Source organism: Nostoc sp. MS1 (assembly GCF_019976755.1).
Taxonomy (GTDB): Bacteria; Cyanobacteriota; Cyanobacteriia; order Cyanobacteriales; family Nostocaceae; genus Trichormus.
The window spans coordinates 5,661,238-5,682,681 of the sequence record NZ_AP023441.1 but is presented as its reverse complement, the minus strand read 5'-3'; the positions used below and the strand labels follow the sequence as shown (position 1 = coordinate 5,682,681).

The window sequence follows — 21,444 nt, the reverse complement described above, 5'->3', positions numbered from 1 at the left end:
TTATTGGATAAAATTACACAACACACAGAAACCTTAATATGTGCCTCTCTCACTATGCTCTGAATTTCTTCAAGAACTTCTTCAAGAATTTTACACAGCACTAAGATACAGAGATATATTCACCGTAAGTTTTCACCAGTCACCTTCATAGCTTCCCTCAAGTCAGTCACCAGTTGAGCTACATACTTATATCTCTCACTCGGTTGACCGTTAGCTGACTTTGATTTTGACTCATCAACTTTTGATTGCCAGCTATCAAGGATGTGGTTAACCATCTCTAATTCAGTGACGATATCCTCAACTTTCTCACCGAGGGAGGGAGGTAAACGATAAACCTGTGTTTTAACTCCATCACCCCATTTACTTACTCTACCAGCACCGCTACGCTTTCCACCGTGTGTATGCTTAACCTTTACCACTTCACAGTCTGGGTTAGCTTCTACCGCACTGTTATAGGCATCTTCTAGGCTGGACTGTTCTAGCTGGACTAACTGCATCTCACCGTTAGCGTCTCTCAGTTCCACTAGGTATTTAGGCATCTATTCAGTTATGTAATGTACGTTCCACTATCATAACTTGATAACGTAACAGAATCAAGGCTTGATTACGTAACGTCCAGGGTGGTTATACAGAATATGTTTTAGTATTTATGTACTAACTTTAGTGGGAGCGTCTTTTTATGTCTCCTACTATGGTCTAAATTACTTGAAGTAATTACTTGAAAAACTTCTTCAAGAATTTCAGACAACACTAAAGGATAGGAACGTATAGCTTAAGCGGGTGTAAGTGATTCAGTGAGGTGGTAAAATAGAAAATTACTAGATGAGTAATATAGTACATTTGTACGCTAATAAGCGATTTTAAGCGGGAAAGACTGACTTCTACTATATAGTTACTAGAAATACTAGAGTTAAGGCTTGTAATGCTTAATAAATCGTTGTTGTTTCAACTTCTATTGTGTCTCTATCCAAATCTGGCGGTAAGACAATCATATCGTAGATAGTTGCTCGTTTTTTATCGGGATGAGGACGTAAAACTCTACCCCGTCGCTGGATAAACTGGCGAGGATTACCTGAACTTGATAAAATTACAGCCGTTTGAATTGCGGGAATATCTACACCCTCATCTAAACAGCGAATTGCTACTAAACCTTGTAATTCTCCATTTTCAAACTGACGGCGTAAAATTTCTCTTTCTTGTAAAGATGTTTGGGCTGTGTAGGTACTGACTTTATACCCTAATTCTCCACCTAAAATTTTTGCCACAGCTTTGAGTTGATGCAGGGATGAGCGTTGACCTATTTCTAGCGAACCATCACTACAATAAAATAGGGTATGGGTAGTTTCGCGGCGTGTTGCCATTAATTGACGTAAGGCTTTGAGTTTATTTTGTGCTGCACCAATTAATCTGGCACGTTGCATTAATAATGGTTTTAAATCTTCGTTATCTTCAAAACTTGGTGATTCACCAGTATTGCGTTCTCGATATAATAGCGATCGCCCAATCCTTTTAGTTAGCTTTAAATAAGCAATACTCTCAGCTTCCGTCAATTCTACCAAAATGGGATAATACAGATAATGCACCAAAGCACCTTGAGCGATCGCATCCCTTAAAGTAAACTCTGGTTGTAAAACTGGGCCGAAATAATCAAATAAAGATTGTGTCCCATCATCATCAAAATACCTTTCCGGTGTGGCAGATAAAGCCAGCCGTAAACCCACTCGCCTGGGCAAACTTTCTTCTAATTTGGGTGCGCCTAAATTATGGGCTTCATCCCCCACAATGAAAGTTTTGGCAGGAAAATACTTGAGTTGGGATTGAAAACCATCACCTATTAATGTGGAATTGGTAGTAATTACGGTAACAAAGCTTTGAGAACCAGAACGCAGATTGTAAAGTTGGGTAGAAAGTTGACTTTGCCAACTGCGGAGATTCTCAAAAGCTAATATGGGTTGCAAGTTGAACTTCTCGCATTCTCGCGCCCATTGTGCCACCAGATGACGATAGGGACACACTACCAATAGTACCTGCAAATTAATCTGCTGGTATAATTCACAAGCGATCGCCAGTGCAGTAATAGTCTTACCGCTACCAGTCGCCATTTTTAGCGTTCCTCGGCCATTGTTCGCAAACCAGTTAGTCATAGCTTGACGCTGATACTGCCGCAACTGTACAGATAGCGGCATTCTAGGACACCCTGGTAATGGCTGAGTCTGATAACTACCCCGGTTTTCCCTGACAAATGGTAATTTGAGCCGGAAAGCGGGATACTGCACTGGTTCTTGCTTCAGGTACATAGGTTATGGCAATTCAAAATTCAAAATTCAAAATTTTAGAATTTTTAGGGTAGAGAGATTGAAAATAGGAAGTTAACACTCCCTACTCCCCACTCCCTACTCCCCTCACATATAACCGCGCCAAACGCCGACGAGAGAACCCTGTACCTGTACCTGCATGGCGGCAACTTCGATGGGGTTGTATTTGGGGTTGGCGGGTTTGAGGGTGACGCGATCGCCACTTCTGTAAAAACGTTTTAATGTATTACCATAACCGTCCACTCTGGCGGCAACAATTGTGCCGTTCTTTAACTGATCTGGTTCGGGAACTGGACGTAAAAAGACCACATCCCCATCGGTAATTAAATCTTCAATCATGCTGTCGCCAGTTACTCGCAAAGCGTAAGTTTGTGCGGGTAAAGTGAAGTTAGAAAAGTCGATATGATCTACAGCATCAGTAAATGGTTCTATTAAACCACCTGCGGCGATCGTTCCTAAAACTGGCACACCTTGCTTAATTGGTTGTAAAATACGAATAGTTCGCGCTTTCCCCTCAGTCCATTCAATGTAGCCCTTCGTGCGTAAATGTTCTAAACGGCTTTGAATGGGTGCAGGTGATTTTAAATTCATTGCCTGCATCATTTGGCGAATTGATGGTGAATGCTGGTGAATGCGGATATATTCTGCCAGCCATTCATAAAGTTCTTGTTGAGCTTCTGTTAGGCGTTCCATAAAATAATAGGGAGGTTAATTATAAATGTCCCTAGAACATTAGTACTACAAAAAACCTCTAATAACAAGATAAAAACAAAAATTAAAAGGGCAAAAGAAAGACAATTTACATTTCTTTTACCCCTTTATTTTTGACTTTTAACTTTTCACTCTGCTCCTAAGATACTAGCAAGCAAAGCTTTTTGAACGTGCAGACGATTTTCCGCTTGTTGCCAAACTCTTGAGTGAGAACCTTCGATAACTTCTTCGGTAATTTCTTCACCACGATGGGCTGGTAAGCAATGTAAAACAATTGCTTCTGGTGTAGCCAGACTTAATAACTGTTCGGAAATTTGATATGGTTGGAAAATAGGAAAGCGATCGCTTGCTTCTGCTTCTTGTCCCATACTCGCCCAGACATCAGTGTAAAGTACAGATGCACCTTTAGTCGCTAATTCTGGGTCATGAGTCAAGAGAATTTCCGTTTTTCCATCAGCTATTGTTTGTGCTTGGGCGACAACTTTCGCATCTGGTTCATAACCCTTGGGTGTGGCAATTCTCACATTCATTCCTGCCAACGCACAACCCAACATGAGGGAATTAGCGACATTATTACCATCGCCCACATAGGTTAAAGTTAAGCCAGAAATTGTGCCGAAACATTCTTGTACAGTTAATAAATCCGCTAATATTTGACAAGGATGTTCTAAATCTGTAAGGGCATTAATCACCGGAATTTTCGCATACTCAGCAAAAGTTGCCAATTCTTGCTGTTCAAAAGTGCGAATTGCCAAAATATCCAAATATCGATCTAACACTCGTGCAGTATCTTGTATTGGTTCTCCCCGACTAACTTGAGTCACGTTGGGATTGAGATCAATTACTTGTCCACCGAGTTGGTACATAGCTACCGTGAAACTGACTCGTGTACGAGTTGAGGCTTTAGAAAATAACAAACCCAACACTTTATTACACCGCAACTGCAACTGTTGAGATTTCAATTGGGTTGCCAATTGCAGGAGTTGGTGAAGTTCTGTAGGAGTTAAGTCAGCCAGACTTAACAAGTCTCGTCCTAACAATGCTGCCATGCTTGTGTTTTGTTAAAAAATAATTATAAATCCCTGTTCGTTTTTCCAGTCAAGTCAAAAAAATATAGGTGGAAAACTGTACACAATTTTTTTGCCTACTCTAAAAATGGAGCCAGCTTTTGCCATCTAAGTCATCTGAAGGGGGAATTGCAGAAATTTAACCCAGGAGGAAAGAAACAAGCTCTAACGCTAACGTCATCACTAGCAATTTCCATCCCTCACTGGGAGTTAGTGGAATTTAGGCGTTGCTGAATCAAGGGATGATTCTTGTAGGGTAGGCATCATGAGCGCCCTGAAATACAAGGGACGGGCAAGATGCCCATCCCACAAAAATAGTAAAATCATCCCGCAAATATGCAACGCAAAATTTCAACAGAAGATACAATTAAATTTCAACCAAACACCACATCAAAGTGATACTGCGAGATGTCGTTTTAATCCCTAATAGGGAGTCAATGAAATTTCAACTTAAAAGATGCCTAATTCTCTTATAAATATCGTCACGGTTTCAATCCCTAATAGGGAGTTAATGAAATTTCAACAGCGTGTTCTTTGCGTTTCGATGCCCCAATCAAGTGGTTTCAATCCCTAATAGGGAGTTAATGAAATTTCAACGCCAGTACAAGATATAATGTGAAATCCCTCTGCATGTTTCAATCCCTAATAGGGAGTTAATGAAATTTCAACAAGCAGGCGATCGCAACCGAAATCCAAGAAAAAGGTTTCAATCCCTAATAGGGAGTTAATGAAATTTCAACTAGTTATAAACCAGTTAGGATTGGGATCACCCTGTGTTTCAATCCCTAATAGGGAGTTAATGAAATTTCAACCGAATCCTGATGCCGCACTATCTATAAGAAAAATAGTTTCAATCCCTAATAGGGAGTTAATGAAATTTCAACGGCTTACCCCATCGTCTGGGCAAATGCTGTTTGCGTTTCAATCCCTAATAGGGAGTTAATGAAATTTCAACTCAAAATACTTTTCCCCGTTGTACTCGCGCACTTTGTTTCAATCCCTAATAGGGAGTTAATGAAATTTCAACTTCTTTTGCTTTTCAGTCCCCGGTGAAACTACTTCAGTTTCAATCCCTAATAGGGAGTTAATGAAATTTCAACGTTTTTAAAGAAGTCTACAAGCTTATCAGGCATTGTTTCAATCCCTAATAGGGAGTTAATGAAATTTCAACTGATGTTTCACAGCTTGTAGAATATTTGGTTTATGTTTCAATCCCTAATAGGGAGTTAATGAAATTTCAACCCTTAGACCTATAACTAGTCTCTCACTAAAGTAAGTTGTTTCAATCCCTAATAGGGAGTTAATGAAATTTCAACCAGTAAACACGGTAGCAGGGAGTAGGAAGTCTTCCTTGTCGAGTTTCAATCCCTAATAGGGAGTTAATGAAATTTCAACCCAGTGATTACAATTTGCGGGTTAAAAAGCAAAGTTTCAATCCCTAATAGGGAGTTAATGAAATTTCAACTTACTATACCAGCGTGCTAGACTGGTGCTATGATTTCGTTTCAATCCCTAATAGGGAGTTAATGAAATTTCAACGTTAACTCAGTGCATGACACTCACCACACATCATGTTTCAATCCCTAATAGGGAGTTAATGAAATTTCAACATATCGTATGTCACTTGGAATGACATAGAATATGTTTCAATCCCTAATAGGGAGTTAATGAAATTTCAACGTTGGGGTTGTTTGTTGCTAGTCTTCCTGTGCGTGTACGTTTCAATCCCTAATAGGGAGTTAATGAAATTTCAACAATAATAGCAGTTGACCCAGCGTTCTCTACCTCCAAGTTTCAATCCCTAATAGGGAGTTAATGAAATTTCAACACTCAATAGACCCATATACTTGATTTCCTCCGTTTGTTTCAATCCCTAATAGGGAGTTAATGAAATTTCAACCTCGTCTATTGTTGTTGCCGCCTCTGATAATTTTGACGTTTCAATCCCTAATAGGGAGTTAATGAAATTTCAACGCAATGATGCTAACTTGTGTAGAGATGTTGCAGCATGTTTCAATCCCTAATAGGGAGTTAATGAAATTTCAACCATGATGTGGTGTTATTAATTAGCACACCATGAGTGTTTCAATCCCTAATAGGGAGTTAATGAAATTTCAACTGAAACTCCTCCCACATACGGTTCTCAGCACAGACTGTTTCAATCCCTAATAGGGAGTTAATGAAATTTCAACTCAATACCAGTTGTTTTTTCGTTAATTACCACGCTGTTTCAATCCCTAATAGGGAGTTAATGAAATTTCAACTAGATGTGTTCGGTATTGCAGATATAGTACAAATGGTTTCAATCCCTAATAGGGAGTTAATGAAATTTCAACGAAAGCTGAGTATGAGCGTTTACTCTTACTCGATGTTTCAATCCCTAATAGGGAGTTAATGAAATTTCAACAAAGGAAGGTCAGCTTTATTGATAATTAAAAACTGTTTCAATCCCTAATAGGGAGTTAATGAAATTTCAACTGGCAAAGGCTCATCAGCCACGGCTTACTACTCTCCGTTTCAATCCCTAATAGGGAGTTAATGAAATTTCAACTTGAGAGAATATCGCTACCGGATATCATCAAATGAAGTTTCAATCCCTAATAGGGAGTTAATGAAATTTCAACGTGAATCTGGTAAAAAAATAGTTTGTCAGTTGTCAGTTTCAATCCCTAATAGGGAGTTAATGAAATTTCAACGAAAAACTCTTGGCCATCAATTACACCGTTCAAGTTTCAATCCCTAATAGGGAGTTAATGAAATTTCAACGGCAACAGCCCGAAACTATATATATATTTAGTTTTCAAGGTTCTATTGCGCGGATGAGAAAATCATAGCACGGAGAATATGGATTGATTAGCTAACAAATTGCTAAAACCCAGACTGTGTAAGGAGCGCGGGTACTTTGGAAGCAATTTCCCCTGAAACTCTTGCGCTGGGCAGACTTGAAGCCGTCTTTCCAAAACTAGGTTTGGAACACCTACCCATCCGCGCATTCTGCAAAGAAAATGCTATCATCACGGATTTTTTCTCCACCAATACGTTCAATTTTACCTACACAGCAGGCACACATGGAGTAAAAGAGGATGCTATCGCTTTCAGGCTTAATTAACTTATTCAAGCGCGATCGCAATTTTGCATACTGAGTATCAGTGAGCGAACATTCAAACACACTATACTGCACCCATTGACCGTAAGACTTGAGTATTTTGTGGATTTTGGTACGGCGTTTATCTTCAGGAATATCATAGGAAACAATCACATTCATTGGTCGCCTCTCCTGTTCCTACTTCAAAACCAATGGGGGGTATTTTTCGGTTTCTCCCATTAAGTATTTAGCCAATAATCGAGCTTGTAGCTCAAATGCTTCTTGATAAGTACATTTGCGTCCCAAGACTGGATGTTTAAACTCGGACTGTTTCTTTTGCGCGTATTGCTGCAAAAATCTTTTTCGACCTTCTGGAGTTAAGGAGACTGCACCACTTACGGGTTCTGTGACAAAATCGCTTTTTGTCAACAACTGCTTATTTAATGTAGATAATACTACTGCGTCTACTATTAGAGGGCGAAATTCTTCCATTAAGTCTAATGCCAGCGATGGTCTACCATAACGTTCACAATGCAAGTATCCTAAAAACGGATCAAATCCAGCAATGTTGGCTGCACTCTGAATGTCATGGCGTAGTAAGGAATAGCCGAAACTGAGTAAAGAATTAACTGGATCGGTTGGTGGACGACGCACACGACTATGAAACGTAAACTCGGTAGAGCGAATTAATTGATCAAAGCAACCGAAATAAGCTGCACTGCCAGCGCCTTCTAACCCACGTAATGAGTTAATGTTTTTTGTAGAATCAATAGCGGCGATCGCTTGCTCTATACGTGTGACATGACTAGATAAATCCAACCCCTGGTTTTCACGTTGGCGACGGATGAGAAAGTTACGATAGTTTTTGAGCTTACCACGGACAAAGCCTTGTACTACATGAATTGCTTGGGCTGACTCACCTATTGCTTGCCATTGAGCTTTCCGCACAAAGATATTTTTGGTAACTTCTGGTTCTATCCTTCCTATGTAACGGCCAGTTTGGGTTAAAAATGTAATAAATATATTCCTCTGGAGTAATTCTGAGATGACGGCTGGCGAGATAGTTGCTCGTCCGAGAATAACTACACCGTCTACTTTAATTAGGGGAACATCCAAAATCGTCTTTTTTTCGTACTTGACATGAAGCCTTTCATCGACTTTACCGATAAACGCATCTTCCTGAGTTACGTAAACTGTACCCATGATTACCTCGAAAATCTATTGTTTGTGAGCAAATTTTAATTAAGCCGCTTCCCGATATTGGCTAACTTTTTGGGCAGCTTGGGGCAAACATGAAGAATATAAGCTGCATCCTTCACACCGCTTAGTCTTGATAGCTTGAGGCATTGCGCCTGTAAATAACAGTGTTTGTACCGCTTCAATAGTGGCGATCGCACTTTGGCGTAATTCGTGGGAAATCTCTATTCGTTGGCGTTGGTGGGAGTGTGCATAGTAGATATAGCCGATAGTGATTGATTGCCCTGTCATTTCCTCTAAACACAATGCTTGGGCGCATACTTGCAATTCATCATTATCCCATTCGCCCTTAGAGCCGCGTTTGTACTCTACCGGATACCACTCACCATTGTCTGACTCGATTAAATCGGATTTGCCTATGAGTTTGTATTGATCAGATTTTAGCCAGATTGCTCTGATTTGCCATATTTCTTCACGGGTTCCTTCTCCTACAGTATGTACCCGCTCATGCAAACTTGTTCCTTCAATCGTATATTGGTTATCAATAAATTCTCCTGCACAAAACATTCGCCAGCAACGATGCGGACAGTAATTATATTGATTTAATGCTGCAATTGGGATGTAATCAGTCTCATTCATAATTTAATTATCCTCGGCGTACCATTCCCATACCCATCGTTGTTTTACGTCCTAAGCCAGCGTATAGGGCAAAATTAGCTAGTGTATTCATCTGCTTAATGGCTAAAGGTTCAACATCACCCAATATGCGGTAGCTCATGCGACCAACACAACCTATGAATTTGCTTTCATAATTAGTCAAAACTTCAGTATTGATATTAAAAGAACTGGGATAAACCGACTCAATGGGAATATTAGCAATTTCCATCCCACTATATTTATTCCAACGACCAAGAAGGCTATTGAATACAGATTCTTTTACAGGTAAAACATTGTCATATCCACCTTGGCGGAACGATACAGGCGTAGCAAAAGTAAAATCAAGATTGCGTTCTCTATCACTAGCTTGTTCATACAACTGCTCATAGGTGCAAACATTAGCCCAAGGTTGCGTTGATTGTGGCGTTCCTTGGATGCTAGTAATATATAAATCTGCCGAACCTAAATGCCAAGGGTGTTTGGGGTTAAGGCTTAACCATAGTGGGGTTAACTGACTAAATAAAGTATCATCCAGCAAGGAAACGCGCCACCAGCAAACAGTCCCAGCCGCTATAGGTTTTTGATGGATAAATTGTAAACTATGGTAATTTGGCTTTTGTTGTCGCTGTATTTGTAAAGGAGAAAGAGTAAAGGCTTTATCAGTATTGGCAGAGTGTAAGTAATCTCCCAAGTCCTTATCTACAGAACTAACTAAAGTCAGGAACAAAGCATGAAGATGTCTACCTGTAAGAAAATCAGGATATATGGGAGACTGAGGAATTAGGTTAATCACAAGACTGTGGGGCATATATTTCCTAAGTAAGTAATATAGGAATCCGATTTGATTTCTGTATCCCTTACGGGAGCGTAGCCATAAAAAGCTAAGTATATGTAGGCCTTGGTGGTAGGTGCGTTACGCTGTCGCTAACACACCCTACGTATCTAGGAATCTTATAGTTATAGCTAACTACGAAAACGATATTCCATCTGTGCGGGAATTTTTATAGCTTTAAGCTCATCAAATTGATAATAATGCCCTCGCATTTGCACATTTTGAATTAGACTAACTGGAGGCATGTTTACCACATCGTAGCTAATCACATGATTAGTAAACATCACATCTAAGGGATTTAAAGGATGGGTACAAGTAAATAGACCCTCATTAGTTCTAGGTTTTGGTAACTCTTCAATTGTGATTTCAGCCTTACTCATCCATTTACCCAAACGAATCCACTTTGGTAAGTTGAGTTTGTTTTGAGAGATAATAAAAAACTCAAATTCGCTTTCCGGCGCTATTTCTTTAGCTCTGCCAAAACTAGGGATATTTTTCTGGGTCTTCTCCATTTCCACATGATAGTTATTATTAGCATATTTCCATGTGTTGAGCATAGCAGAATGACTAATTGCCAATGCTGGGGTAACGTAAATACCTTGTTGATTAAGCGGAGTTAGATGTTCCTCATATTTGGGGACTTGTTCTGGGCAGAAATAGCGATAAGAATGTTCTTCAGATACGGTAGTAGAATAGGTTTCGCTATCAACTAAACCTAGTGCATAACAGAGAGCATAATTGTGAATTATTGGCTCTGTCTCGTATAATCTGCCAATTTCTCGCGTGGCATAATAAAGGCTGTCGTGCAATTCTAATTGACAACGGTAAATCAATACCATTACTCTTTCCCCGCCTTCGCAGTCGTTTTCTTTTTACTAATATGCTTATTAGCGTAAGCCTTAGCTTCTGCATCAGCTTTTTGTAAGATACTTTTAATTCCTGCTTCATTAGCAGTGAGATTTTTAACTTCTTTTAACAAAGGTTCAAAAGCATCACCAATAAAGTCATTGTGAACAATAAATTCTTCAGCCATTAAAGTTTCAATTGCATTTTTAGCAGCCGTAATTACTTCATCTTCATCCAAAGGGTCAGGAGAATTTAATGAACTATTGGCTTTCATTTGGTCATAGATGGCTTGAGTCCAGCGTAGATTACTGGTAATTTCGCCATCAGCAAATACAACACCAATTAACTCATTTCTGACTCTGCCTGTACGGGTTGTTTGCGCTCCATAATGGCGTGTGCGTAAAATGTTATTGAAAACATACAAAAAACTAGCTTCCGTAGGGTCTTTGAGTGTGACAATACTAGGGAAGAAAACTTGCGGTCTGATGTGGTCTTGTTGGTTAATTCGGCTAGTAACTTCACCTGGCTTTGAACCATTTTCACCTTTAGAAGCCATTGTCCCATTTTCAAAGGGAGCATTTAAGGTAAAGGTTTCATGAGATTCATCGAATGCGGTAATTGAAAATGCTGTATCTACTACAACTTTAGATTTTTCTGAACCAGAATCACCAATAGCAAAACCGTAAATTATGCAATCAGGATTATCCATTGCAAAGTTAACGTTATATTCGCATTCTTTATCAGTCATCAATTCATATTTACGTAATAATTCTCTTCCTACTAAACGTTCTGGGGTAGATTGCTTACGCTTGAACATCGACAAACGACTAATTGTAGTCTTATCTTTAACCCCGGCTCTAACTCTGGCTTTATTTAATTCTCCATCAGTTTGAAATAAGGGGTAAGATTCGGTGATGCGGATTGTGAGAAAATGGGCGTATTTACCCATTGGTTTGTAGGGAATTTCAGTTTGGAATAACTTAGATTCAACAGTTTTTAGCAAGGACATAATTTCTCTCCAAATAATTTAGTAATGGTCGAGTAAAATGGCTAATTAATCATCATCAGATTCAGTCGATTTATCATCTTTACCTGCATTTTCCTTGTCATCGGCTAAACGATAAAGAAACTCACAAGTGTCACGAATTAAATTGAGTTGACGACCTGCTAAACGTGCGCGATCGCCTGCAAATGCTTTCTCAAATACTTCTGTAACAAAATACTTGGCAAAGTCCAAAACAGCTTGTCTTTCTTCTTCTCGTTTACTCATTACCCAGCGTCCTTCAGCCGTAGAAGCATGAACCCGATCCATGAGTTTAAAAACTTCGGCTGCGACGGCTGCAACTAAGGCTTCCCCTTGAAATACATTCGATTCACCTTTGAGAATAGTGTCTGCGGCAATATCGATAGGTTTTAGGACAGCATTAGATTTAGGATTGTAACGCTTATTCGCTCGATAAAAGCGGCGATAAAGTTCTGTTAAATTCTGTGGATGGTTCAAACTCGATTCTGGTTGCACATTCAAGGTTTTTGTATTCATCTCATACTGTACATAAGGGTCAAAACAAGGATAAAAATGATAAGCATAAAGCCTAATTTTCTCGATACGTGCTGTTTCTATTCCTTGGTTACGCACCCAACGATTGAGGTAAGAAAAAACGTGCAGAGGACTCGTTTCAAAATCCTTTGCTAGTTCAGTAAATCTACCCCAGTTAGCATCGTAACCAGATTTACCTTGCCTAGCATTCACATCCAAGTGAATTGCATAGGCGGCTGTCAGCACATTTAACGGCGCTGGGTATTGAATACCGTTATCCTGCCAGCCTTCAAGGATATAATCTAGACGGAAGCGATCGCGTCTGACTAATGCACGGAAAGCATGAGGCGCACTATCGAGAAAAACGCTTTCTTCAAATTCTGCACCATCATTAAAAGGCGGAATTGGCGACTCAGACACCACAGTTTTAACATCTAAAATCATCGGGAAGGCAAACGCCAACCAACTTGGCATAATCCAAGATTCGGTATCGCTGCTATCTCTGCCTGGAGGTAGCGCCATGAAGTAAAATGTTAAAGGTTGGTCTTCAGGATAAGACAGTTTAAATGTCCGGTCTTTGTCCCGTTCTAAGTTTTCATCAATTAAAAAAGCATCGATACTTTGATAATTTTCCCGTTCTAAGTTTGCTTGTAAATCCTTACTAATAAAGTGATTACGGATGCTAGTATCAAAACGAGTTTGAGCAATACCGTTGTAAGCTTTCTGTAAAAACTTGTTGGTTTCTGGGGTGAAGTAATAAGTCGGATAAAAATAGAGATAGCGATATTTCCCATCTTCAAATCTTTTACCCACCGCTTGAGTTTGATTCATTAAAATTTGCCTCAGCATCATCTCTACACCCGCAATACTAGAGATGTTACGTTTAGCGTTAGAACCTCCTAACATTTGCTTATTTGTATAAACTTGGGGAGTAAATAAAACTGCCGATTCCATCTGTTCTGTCACCGTATAAGCAGAATGAGAAATTGAGCAGATTAATTGTTTTCCCCGTCCTGGTTTTTTGGCAGCATTATAGTTATTCAACTCGGCTACAAATGTATCGACTTGAGTTTTATCTGATACTGCTTGATTCGGGTTTGGCAACATGACAACTCGTGATACCCAAAGCCTTAAATCATCCCAACCATCAGGTAGTTCATACTGTGTAATGATGGGTGAAATTAAGCCTGTGAGATATTGAATAACTTCTTGGCAAGTTGCACGCACACTTTCAATACCAGGATGATGTTCGAGATATTTAGCTGCTAAGTAATACCATTCATAAGGTACACCTCCCGTATTTCCTTTCAATTTATTTTCTTTGAGGCTTTCGTTGATGCGCTGAATTTCTCGAACTTGGGGTAAGTATGCTGTCAAGTTCCAGAATTGTGCAACCTTATGAGTTAAATCTAAGGCTGGTACTTCTGGCAGCTTTTTATCTTTCTTACGGATATCCTCAATCCGATTTACTGTCTCATCCCAAATTTTCCGACTAACTAAATCACCAAACTCAGCAATTTGATCAATACGGATATCATCAGCGAAATTAAAGTCATAGTCAGCAGATAAAATACCTTGTTGCTGAAACTTAATTAAATTCTCACTACGACTTTTAGCAACTGAATCTTTATTAGGGTTTAAGATGCGTAAAGTTGCATCCAACGCCACCTGCATCAAGCCTGGAGACTCAAAAAATAAGTTGTAATATTCGGCATATTTCATGCCTTTACCATCTCTACCAAAACCTGTTTGTCTCAGGCGTAGTTGTCCTGCACAAAGTGATTTAATATTATCAACTACTCTGTCTGGTAAATCTTGCAGTAAAATAGGCGGTGCATTACGCGCAGCTAAATAAATTACGCCTGTCGGCAGATATAACAAAGGTTCGTAGTAGGTATGCTCATCTGTATTCAGACTGGTATAAGCTTGAATTAGAGCATTGTTGACGACATTAGTTAAAACCCCTCTATTTTCAGCAATGCTGTGATAGGTAAGTTTTAATTGTCCATCACTTAATAAGTGGAGAATTTCTTTAAGTTTGGGGTGTTCTGCGTCTTGGGGATGTTTGACAATTGACGCGAGAGAGTCAGCTAAACAAGTCAAAGCTGATAGTTGGCGTAGGGTGCGATCGCGCAATACTGGATTTAACCCAAATTCTGAAAAATTCCAGTTAGTATCCCACCTACTTTGTGCATTATAAGCCATGCACAATAAATCATCAATATATTCTTGATAAGCTTCTGAATTTTCTGGATTGATAAACTTATCCAATCCCAATTGACGAACTTTAACATCAATAATTGGGCGATGTTCTGCTAACGGCAATTTTCGGCAATCATTCGGCACATCAGGAAACTTTTCAAAGTCATGTAAAATAAACCCAGCAATCACTAAACGCCGTTCTTTTTCTTTCACTACTCGCCGGACTGTAGTATCGAGTTGTTGTAAACGTCTCTCAATTAAATTTGCTGGGAATAAGCCATTTAATAAATGTGTATTCAATGATTGATCAGCAGCATTATCTCGCCTAACTTTGCTTTTTCCTGCTGCTTCTCTTTGCTGATCGATTGCATCAAAATACTTACCACCTTTAGCAGTTACACCAATCGCTATTCGTAAGAGATTTGGTAACACATACTCAGCGAAATCTGCCATAACTGGATCATCAGGGTTTTGCGCCTGAATTGCTTCGCGTAGTAGTTTCAAGCTAAGTAATTCTCCTTGTGTTTCGATAGTGCGACTACCATCACTATCAAATCCAAAATCACCCGATAACCAATCATCATCTTCGGTTTCTAAAAGTGATAACTGTTGATATTCATCTGAACTTTTACTTTTTTTAACCATCTTCTTGACTCAAAGAAATTAAATAAGAGCTAACTTGGCGCACGTAAAGCGGATATTGTTGCAATGCAAAACGAATAGCTTTAAAAACTTCTTGCGGATCTATCTCGTCATATTCATGCACAAGACGGTTCCTTAATCCCGATGACGGTGCGATTTGTCTTGCTAGTTCTGGTGTGATCACTTGATATTTGCCAACTTCAATAAATCCTTCAAAATTTGTAGCAGAATTGCCAGGATTTAATCTTGATAATATATGTTCATTAATATCTATTGCTGCTTGAGTCATTAATTGCAGCAGTCTTTCTACAACAAGTTGTTTTTCAAAATCATTGAGAAATTCATCAGGACTAGTGGAGCGAAACTTTTCTAAAGTATTGTAATATTTGGTAATTAACCTTAGCCTAACCAAAACTATTTCTGGTTCTATGTTGCTCATGCACCCCACCTTTTCAATTCCATTTCAATAATTTTATGTTGTTCTTTACGGAAATGTTTTAACTCAGATTCAGATTTAAGTGACCTTAATCTAAACTTTTCAAATTCTCCGTTATCTTTTTCAAATAACATAATTCCATCACGAGCAATAAAATGTGATATAAGTTCTGAACAATGATCAAGGTCTACAACGTCAATTTGATCTGAATTTACTTTGAATACTTCGCCAATTATTAGAGGTAATTCAAATAAACGGAAACTATTATCTTTTACATAAGCCTCACGTTGTTCTTGATCATACAGAACAGCAAAATCCCAGTCACTCTTAGCGTTGATGTTACCAGTAGCCCTAGAACCAAACAAAACTAACATTTTTAAGTAAGGAATTTTTTCAGGTATTTGTAAAGAAAGTTCTTGCAGTTCTCTGATTGTTGGAGTATTGTTTTGCATTTGATGATTCTCCATAGGGATTAACATTTATTTCCTCACTTTACAATTCTATTCAATACCTTCCAGTAATTTGGCAACTTGTTCTGGTGCGGGAAGCTGATTTTTTAATTCTTGAGGCAATGTTGAAAATACTTTATAAGTTGCTACACCAATCGGTTTATTTGATTCTCGTAGTGCATATTCAACAACAGTTTTATTTTTAGACTTACAGAGAATAATTCCAATTGATAGATTTTCATCGGGTAGTCGAGATAAATCATCCAAAGCCGCCAAATAAAACTGCATTTTTCCTACATATTCAGGTAAAAATTCTCCCGTTTTTAACTCAACTGCAACTAAACACTTCAATTGCCGATGATAAAGCAATAAATCAATAAAAAATTCTTGATCACCAATTTCTAAGCGATACTGGCTACCAACAAAGGTAAACCTGCCACCCATTTCTTGTAAAAATGGTTCAACTCTCGCCAAAATTGCTTGTTCTAGCTGCCGTTCGCTGTGTTCATCTGCTAACTCTAAGAAATCAAAAGTATACTCATCTTTGACGGCTAGTTTTAATTGATTACGAATTTCTGCGGGAACAGTTTGGTTAAAATTTGTTTGGTTGAGTAAAGTTTTTTCATAGGTTTGATTTTCAATTTGATGAATCAAAACATTCTTTGTCCAGCCAAATTTGCGAGTCATTTTAATATAAAACTCTCGTTCTAGGTCATCTTTGCATTTCTCTAAAATTACTAGATTGTGAGTCCATCCAATTTCTGCAACCAATGGTTGCAGTTTTTCATTTTGGCTATATGCTAGATAAAAATTTCGCATATTCCAGATATTACGGGCAGAAAAGCCACTAATTCCCGCAAATTCTCTTTGCAAGTCTTTTGCTAACTGTTCCACTACTGATTTACCCCAGCCTGCTTCCTGCTGTCGGCTAACAATCATCTGTCCAATATCCCAGTAGAGGGTAATGAGTTCTTTATTGACTGCTTTCAGTGCTTTATACTGTGCAGAACGAATACGTTGTTTCACTTCCACTAGCAAATTTCCATACTCGTCTGGAATTGGTTTACTCATAGCTGTGGATTTTCAATTTAGTCATGATTAACTAGTCGAGACGCACAGATTAAACAGGCTTGTATATCTTCTTGTTCTAACCAGGGGTAAGCTTCTAGTAAGGTTTCGATAGTGTCTCCCGCCGCCAGCATTTCTAAAATATGTTCAACTGCAAGGCGGCGATCGCGAATAATAGGTTTACCACCAAATATTTGTGGTTTCACTGTGATTCGTTCCAAAAGTTCTTGTTCGTTCATATTTGAAAGATGAAAAGAAGTTAACAAGGTAAAAGTATTACGCTCTCGTTGGCTCACCCGACAAGTGAATTTATTGGTATTTTTTGACAAAAAAGCTCTACAGGCTCAAGTGTAATAAAACTACCCCTGTAGAGCCTTATTTCAACAACTTCAGAGTTTATAGATAATTTATATCTATTTTTTATTTCCCTGAACAAGTGTTAAGAAATCACGAGTTGCTTCCTTAACCTCAAATGACTCAAATTCATCTCTTTCAAGCGCTATTTGTAGTTGGATAACAACTTCCTGTAACTGCTCAAAGATTTTCCTGTTTTTACCCCGGACTTTTTTCTTGTTGTCCAGGTATGGCTTCCAGGAATATGGAATGAACAATTGCAACGGCTCTTGAGATTTAGAACCGCGTGGCTTTGGCATATTTAGTTCTCCTTTTGTCTGTCTATTTAGAAGGTGGAAAACCCCACAGCTACCCCTTACCTAAAGACGATAGGTGGGGTTTTACCCCCCCAGATAGACTGACACCAAGCCGTTCCGTGAATATATCAAGAAGGGCGAGGATGACATCTCTGTGTTCCTACTCGCGCTCGTTTCTCAGATAGCTGTAAAGCTTTCCCCTTTTAAAGTATAAGGGATTAAAAAACATGGTTGCTAAAAACAATATTGACACGCAAAATAGAATTTGACAAGATATGTCCGTATTTATGTGTCCGTATAAAATATTTATGTCAGCCCACATAGCCCTTGTAATCATTGCTATTACGATTTACGATAATAGTGGTAGGTGAAGTTAGGAAAAATTTCATAATTCATTATGAAATTTTTTAATCCCTATCAGGGATTGAAACAATTCACTGCGAGCCTAATGGTGGTCGTTGCTCTAAACTTCCTACTCAATTGACTAAACTCCCTATTAGGGATTGAAACTTCAAGCTACCCATATCTCATCTCCTTTGCTTTTAAAGGTGTAAGCCAAAGTATCCAGCAACAGCGCAGAGTGGCCAAAAGCCATAGAGTACGGCGCTGTCGCATCATGAAAGCTGTACCGATCGCTAATTGGGTAAATCTGAAAGTGCATCGGTAGCCGTAGCCGCATCCGCACTTCCGCTACAGGACGGCGAATTACGTAACAGACTAAACCTTCCTTCTTCAGTCGTTTGTTAATTTCCCCAATCCAGTAGTTCTCAGGTTGCCAAACTTCCACACCCTTTAAAACTTGCACCTTCCAAGTATCTGCGATCGCCTGCAAATCCCCAGAATATGTAAACTTCCAGTTCAGCCGTTCCTCACGGTAGGAACGCAACTTCATAAATGCTAAACAGTGAGCAAATCTACCTTTAGCGATCGCTTGTCCTGTACGTTCTGCCGTTTCCTTAAGTGTCCGTATAAATCCCGCCTCTGTCCAGACTTCAATCTCTAAATTACCCAAAATGCCGGGTAAATCATAGGTTTTAAACCTGTCTACTTCGTTATTTTCCGTTAAATCATACAAACCACATTGCAGAGAACTTACACCACGGAAACTAGCAGCATCATCTGCAATAGGATTTCCCGATTTATTACCAGACAGTGCTTGCCAATCTTTCGCCCATCCTGAAACACGCCCAGCCACCGATTTTAAACTGGTATCAAATACTTCTTCACAGGCTTTTTGAAACTGTTCTCGGCTTTGGGCATACTGTTCTTTAATCGTGCGATCGCCTAATTTGCAGAACAAATAAAATGACTGTACTGCACCCCAACGTTTGTAATAGCCGCGAAAATCATTAATCTGGCGATATTTATCAGCAATAATTTTATGAAAAGTTGGGCGATCGCAAATACTATTCACCGCTAAAGGTGGTGTATCACCCAGAAATAAACGTTCAACCAAAAAGTTAGGCACTAAAGCAAAAGCAGTAAAGTTTTGAAACTTAATTTCTTGCCCATCCTTTTCATAACCATCATGCCTACCTAAGCGTCCCAAGCGTTGAATAAAGTTACCAGCATCAGATGATTCAAAAATTAGGAAATTAATCTTAAAATCAACACCTACATCAATAGTGCTAGTCCCTAAAACTAAATCAGCCGACAAACTCTGTTCTTTTTCTCCCTTTCCTGATAATCCAGTATTTTCTCCTACCTGTAATCCATAAGGCTGCAAAATTACTTGAAAAAATGGAGTCAACCGTTTAACGGCTGCGATTGAGTTAAGAATGATTGCCCCTTTACTTCCTGGATATTGCTGAAACTGTTTCAAAATTAAATTACTATTTTCCTTTAGCCAAGTTTCCGATGCTTTAAAGCTCGGTTCTAAAGGGATAAAATTAAATGAAATTGTCCGCGCAACTTGTCGCCATCCTTGGTTTTTCAGTTTCTCCTCTTGTGCTGGTGTGTCGGGAAATTGATATTTGTTTTCCTCAATAGGGTTAATTTCCTGACAACGAAATCCAGCCAGTTTTAATCTATCAATTAAATTTTTATCTGGAGTAGCAGAAAGAAACAGAAATTTCTTCCGGCGATTTGTGCAGCGAATTAACAACATAGTGTTAACTACACTAGCTATTTGTGGCGCTGCAAAAACATGAAATTCATCAAAAATAAATAAATCAAAATCCTTATCAATTTTTCCCCAGAGTTTATCGGGACTATCGCCACGAATTATATAAGCCCCCCTATGCAAATAATGGAAAATATCTGGGTTTGTTAATAATGCTTCTCTTTGGCTAGTAAGAGTAGAAATTGCGGCACTTTTTTTCAATCCTTCATTTTCTGCATAAATTTCTAAATCAGCCCCACTCAATCTGACTATCCGTGGTTGATCTTGAGGTTGAAATATCTTTATATATCCTTGAATCTGTATTTCTTGATCACGGGCTAGTTCGTTAGTTGGGTAAAGCCCAATCGCAGAAAATTCACCCTGGAGAACTTCTAAATATGCAGCCAAGCTTTTACCATCACCTGTCATTGCGGTGTTAAATACTACATCAATATTTGGATTGCGTAGTGCTTCTAAAGTAGCAGCTTGATGCCAAGAAAGTGACCAATTCTCAGGTATCTGCACCCCATCAGGTGTAGGGACTGTTTGAGAATAAACGGGTTTAAGAGTAATTTTGTAACTTTCGGACATACACTTAAATAGTGTCCGTAACTAGTTGTTAAAAACTATATTGGCACGCAAAATATTACTTGGCAAGATTTATCAGTACAAAAGTGTCCGTATATTTTTATGAGTCGTAAAGGTCAGTCTATAACCCTGTCGGTAAGCGAACAAGATAAAGCTGAACTAGAAGCGATCGCTTATGAGTTCGGTATGATGTGGGGAGATGACCCCAATATTTCCAAACTTATCAAAGCAATTGCTAAACGGCAGCTGAACATTACGAAAAATAATGATTGGGAAGAGTCGCGCATCCGCGCACTACATAGATGTATTGCAGCTTTGACAGATATCGGTCAAATTGAACAAGCCCAAATTATCGCTAAGTTATTACTAGAACGGGGTGAATTATCCATTCCCTTGCGCAATGAAATTCAAGCCTTCTTAGAGAAAACCCCTCCAAGTTGGCGAGTACAAATAGACCGTTATATTCTCCGTCAGCAACCTTTTCAACTTTCTTATCAAGATGCTACACATAAAGTATTTGACTTTACTGTCCGTTACGCCAAAGTTAACCCTCATGAAAAACGCCAATACCTTGATTGCTGGTGTGAGGAGACTGAGGGTAACTTAGATGTCAAGGAATTACAGCACAATTGGAGTTTACGTTTAGATAGAATACAAGACGCTGTAATTTTACCTGTTACTGGTGAGTGGCGCTTAGGGTTAGCAGAAATAGACGTAGAAATGCAACTGTTTGCTGGTTTAGCCTTTGCATATCAACCCAAATCCGAAGACAAAATAAATGAATGGCTTCCCCAAACGCAAAAAGTAAGGCGAGTTGTTAGGCGTGTCTCTAGTACCTTTTGGTTTATTCGAGAAGTAATGCAATATGCACCAGATTGTGTAATTTTAGCACCAGAGAATGTGCGTTCTCTTATGCTGGAAAAGCTGAAAAATCTCTGTCAACATTACAATTTAGAAATTAGTTCTTAAGTTTTTCTTTTTAACTAGACTTCACTCAGGCATCTAAAATTTTAACATTCTGCGATCGCTTAGGATATACGTACTGAATCCAGCTTCAATCC

18 protein-coding genes and 2 CRISPR repeat arrays (1 of these 20 only partly in view) are annotated in these 21,444 nt (G+C 38.9%); of the genes, 1 reads left to right on the top strand and 17 read right to left on the bottom strand.

The window, feature by feature from the left end:
- Positions 1–119: 119 nt before the first annotated feature.
- From NSMS1_RS24435 to cas3, 17 genes are all read right to left on the bottom strand, one after another.
- A complete protein-coding gene (locus NSMS1_RS24435; protein ID WP_224087283.1) occupies positions 120–539 on the bottom strand; it encodes a hypothetical protein in 420 nt (139 codons plus the stop codon).
- A gap of 387 nt (positions 540–926) precedes the next feature.
- Positions 927–2,297, bottom strand: coding sequence for a DNA phosphorothioation system restriction enzyme (locus tag NSMS1_RS24430; RefSeq protein WP_224087282.1), 1,371 nt, complete (start codon positions 2,295–2,297; stop codon positions 927–929).
- A 105-nt stretch (positions 2,298–2,402) separates the two neighbouring features.
- Positions 2,403–3,008, bottom strand: a complete 606-nt coding sequence (gene lexA / locus NSMS1_RS24425) for a transcriptional repressor LexA (protein ID WP_224087281.1) — start codon at positions 3,006–3,008, stop codon at positions 2,403–2,405.
- A 146-nt stretch (positions 3,009–3,154) separates the two neighbouring features.
- Complete coding sequence (gene argF, locus NSMS1_RS24420; RefSeq protein WP_224087280.1) at positions 3,155–4,075, bottom strand: ornithine carbamoyltransferase; 921 nt, start codon at positions 4,073–4,075, stop codon at positions 3,155–3,157.
- 431 nt (positions 4,076–4,506) lie between these two features.
- Positions 4,507–6,859: a CRISPR direct-repeat array (repeat unit 37 nt; unit sequence GTTTCAATCCCTAATAGGGAGTTAATGAAATTTCAAC).
- A gap of 211 nt (positions 6,860–7,070) precedes the next feature.
- Positions 7,071–7,358, bottom strand: coding sequence for a CRISPR-associated endonuclease Cas2 (gene cas2 / locus NSMS1_RS24415; protein WP_224087279.1), 288 nt, complete (start codon positions 7,356–7,358; stop codon positions 7,071–7,073).
- 18 nt (positions 7,359–7,376) lie between these two features.
- A complete protein-coding gene (cas1d, locus tag NSMS1_RS24410) occupies positions 7,377–8,381 on the bottom strand; it encodes a type I-D CRISPR-associated endonuclease Cas1d (protein WP_224087278.1) in 1,005 nt (334 codons plus the stop codon).
- Between the two features lie 39 nt (positions 8,382–8,420).
- Complete coding sequence (gene cas4, locus NSMS1_RS24405) at positions 8,421–9,014, bottom strand: CRISPR-associated protein Cas4 (RefSeq protein WP_224087277.1); 594 nt, start codon at positions 9,012–9,014, stop codon at positions 8,421–8,423.
- Between the two features lie 7 nt (positions 9,015–9,021).
- Positions 9,022–9,840: a CRISPR-associated endoribonuclease Cas6 gene (gene cas6 / locus NSMS1_RS24400; RefSeq protein WP_224087276.1), complete on the bottom strand. Its 819-nt coding sequence runs from the start codon at positions 9,838–9,840 to the stop codon at positions 9,022–9,024.
- 155 nt (positions 9,841–9,995) lie between these two features.
- Positions 9,996–10,703, bottom strand: coding sequence for a type I-D CRISPR-associated protein Cas5/Csc1 (gene cas5d / locus NSMS1_RS24395; RefSeq protein ID WP_224087275.1), 708 nt, complete (start codon positions 10,701–10,703; stop codon positions 9,996–9,998).
- On the bottom strand, positions 10,703–11,719 hold the full coding sequence (gene cas7d, locus NSMS1_RS24390) for a type I-D CRISPR-associated protein Cas7/Csc2 (protein ID WP_224087274.1): 1,017 nt from the start codon (positions 11,717–11,719) through the stop codon (positions 10,703–10,705). Before cas7d ends, cas5d begins: the two co-directional genes overlap by 1 nt.
- 45 nt (positions 11,720–11,764) lie before the next feature.
- Positions 11,765–15,094, bottom strand: coding sequence for a type I-D CRISPR-associated protein Cas10d/Csc3 (gene cas10d, locus NSMS1_RS24385; RefSeq protein WP_224087273.1), 3,330 nt, complete (start codon positions 15,092–15,094; stop codon positions 11,765–11,767).
- A complete protein-coding gene (gene hepT / locus NSMS1_RS24380; RefSeq protein ID WP_224087272.1) occupies positions 15,087–15,530 on the bottom strand; it encodes a type VII toxin-antitoxin system HepT family RNase toxin in 444 nt (147 codons plus the stop codon). The genes cas10d and hepT overlap by 8 nt, the downstream gene beginning before the upstream one ends.
- Positions 15,527–15,979, bottom strand: a complete 453-nt coding sequence (gene mntA / locus NSMS1_RS24375) for a type VII toxin-antitoxin system MntA family adenylyltransferase antitoxin (RefSeq protein ID WP_224087271.1) — start codon at positions 15,977–15,979, stop codon at positions 15,527–15,529. Before mntA ends, hepT begins: the two co-directional genes overlap by 4 nt.
- A gap of 48 nt (positions 15,980–16,027) precedes the next feature.
- On the bottom strand, positions 16,028–17,047 hold the full coding sequence (locus NSMS1_RS24370; protein WP_224087270.1) for a YhcG family protein: 1,020 nt from the start codon (positions 17,045–17,047) through the stop codon (positions 16,028–16,030).
- Between the two features lie 17 nt (positions 17,048–17,064).
- The gene (locus tag NSMS1_RS24365) at positions 17,065–17,283 is read right to left on the bottom strand and encodes a DUF433 domain-containing protein (protein ID WP_224087269.1); all 219 of its coding nucleotides are present in this window, start codon (positions 17,281–17,283) and stop codon (positions 17,065–17,067) included.
- 174 nt (positions 17,284–17,457) lie between these two features.
- Positions 17,458–17,697 carry a hypothetical protein gene (locus tag NSMS1_RS24360; protein WP_224087268.1) on the bottom strand — a complete coding sequence of 80 codons (240 nt, stop codon included), beginning with the start codon at positions 17,695–17,697 and terminating at the stop codon, positions 17,458–17,460.
- Positions 17,698–18,205: 508 nt separating this feature from the next.
- The gene (gene cas3, locus NSMS1_RS24355; RefSeq protein WP_224087267.1) at positions 18,206–20,386 is read right to left on the bottom strand and encodes a type I-D CRISPR-associated helicase Cas3'; all 2,181 of its coding nucleotides are present in this window, start codon (positions 20,384–20,386) and stop codon (positions 18,206–18,208) included.
- 99 nt (positions 20,387–20,485) lie between these two features.
- Between cas3 and NSMS1_RS24350 the strand changes: the two genes are divergently transcribed.
- Entirely contained in the window at positions 20,486–21,352 is an 867-nt protein-coding gene (locus tag NSMS1_RS24350) for a WYL domain-containing protein (protein WP_224087266.1), read from the top strand.
- Between the two features lie 82 nt (positions 21,353–21,434).
- Positions 21,435–21,444: a CRISPR direct-repeat array (repeat unit 37 nt); it runs 2,086 nt beyond the window's last position.

What these genes read in the sequence shown, in the direction of transcription:
- cas6 (WP_224087276.1), bottom strand. Translation starts at nt 9,840, where the DNA reads ATGCCCCACAGTCTTGTGATTAACCTAATTCCTCAGTCTCCCATATAT.
- NSMS1_RS24435 (WP_224087283.1), bottom strand. Translation starts at nt 539, where the DNA reads ATGCCTAAATACCTAGTGGAACTGAGAGACGCTAACGGTGAGATGCAG.
- NSMS1_RS24430 (WP_224087282.1), bottom strand. Translation starts at nt 2,297, where the DNA reads ATGTACCTGAAGCAAGAACCAGTGCAGTATCCCGCTTTCCGGCTCAAA.
- hepT (WP_224087272.1), bottom strand. Translation starts at nt 15,530, where the DNA reads ATGAGCAACATAGAACCAGAAATAGTTTTGGTTAGGCTAAGGTTAATT.
- NSMS1_RS24350 (WP_224087266.1), top strand. Translation starts at nt 20,486, where the DNA reads ATGAGTCGTAAAGGTCAGTCTATAACCCTGTCGGTAAGCGAACAAGAT.
- cas7d (WP_224087274.1), bottom strand. Translation starts at nt 11,719, where the DNA reads ATGTCCTTGCTAAAAACTGTTGAATCTAAGTTATTCCAAACTGAAATT.
- NSMS1_RS24365 (WP_224087269.1), bottom strand. Translation starts at nt 17,283, where the DNA reads ATGAACGAACAAGAACTTTTGGAACGAATCACAGTGAAACCACAAATA.
- cas3 (WP_224087267.1), bottom strand. Translation starts at nt 20,386, where the DNA reads ATGTCCGAAAGTTACAAAATTACTCTTAAACCCGTTTATTCTCAAACA.
- cas1d (WP_224087278.1), bottom strand. Translation starts at nt 8,381, where the DNA reads ATGGGTACAGTTTACGTAACTCAGGAAGATGCGTTTATCGGTAAAGTC.
- cas2 (WP_224087279.1), bottom strand. Translation starts at nt 7,358, where the DNA reads ATGAATGTGATTGTTTCCTATGATATTCCTGAAGATAAACGCCGTACC.
- NSMS1_RS24370 (WP_224087270.1), bottom strand. Translation starts at nt 17,047, where the DNA reads ATGAGTAAACCAATTCCAGACGAGTATGGAAATTTGCTAGTGGAAGTG.
- cas10d (WP_224087273.1), bottom strand. Translation starts at nt 15,094, where the DNA reads ATGGTTAAAAAAAGTAAAAGTTCAGATGAATATCAACAGTTATCACTT.
- argF (WP_224087280.1), bottom strand. Translation starts at nt 4,075, where the DNA reads ATGGCAGCATTGTTAGGACGAGACTTGTTAAGTCTGGCTGACTTAACT.
- mntA (WP_224087271.1), bottom strand. Translation starts at nt 15,979, where the DNA reads ATGCAAAACAATACTCCAACAATCAGAGAACTGCAAGAACTTTCTTTA.
- cas5d (WP_224087275.1), bottom strand. Translation starts at nt 10,703, where the DNA reads ATGGTATTGATTTACCGTTGTCAATTAGAATTGCACGACAGCCTTTAT.
- NSMS1_RS24360 (WP_224087268.1), bottom strand. Translation starts at nt 17,697, where the DNA reads ATGCCAAAGCCACGCGGTTCTAAATCTCAAGAGCCGTTGCAATTGTTC.
- lexA (WP_224087281.1), bottom strand. Translation starts at nt 3,008, where the DNA reads ATGGAACGCCTAACAGAAGCTCAACAAGAACTTTATGAATGGCTGGCA.
- cas4 (WP_224087277.1), bottom strand. Translation starts at nt 9,014, where the DNA reads ATGAATGAGACTGATTACATCCCAATTGCAGCATTAAATCAATATAAT.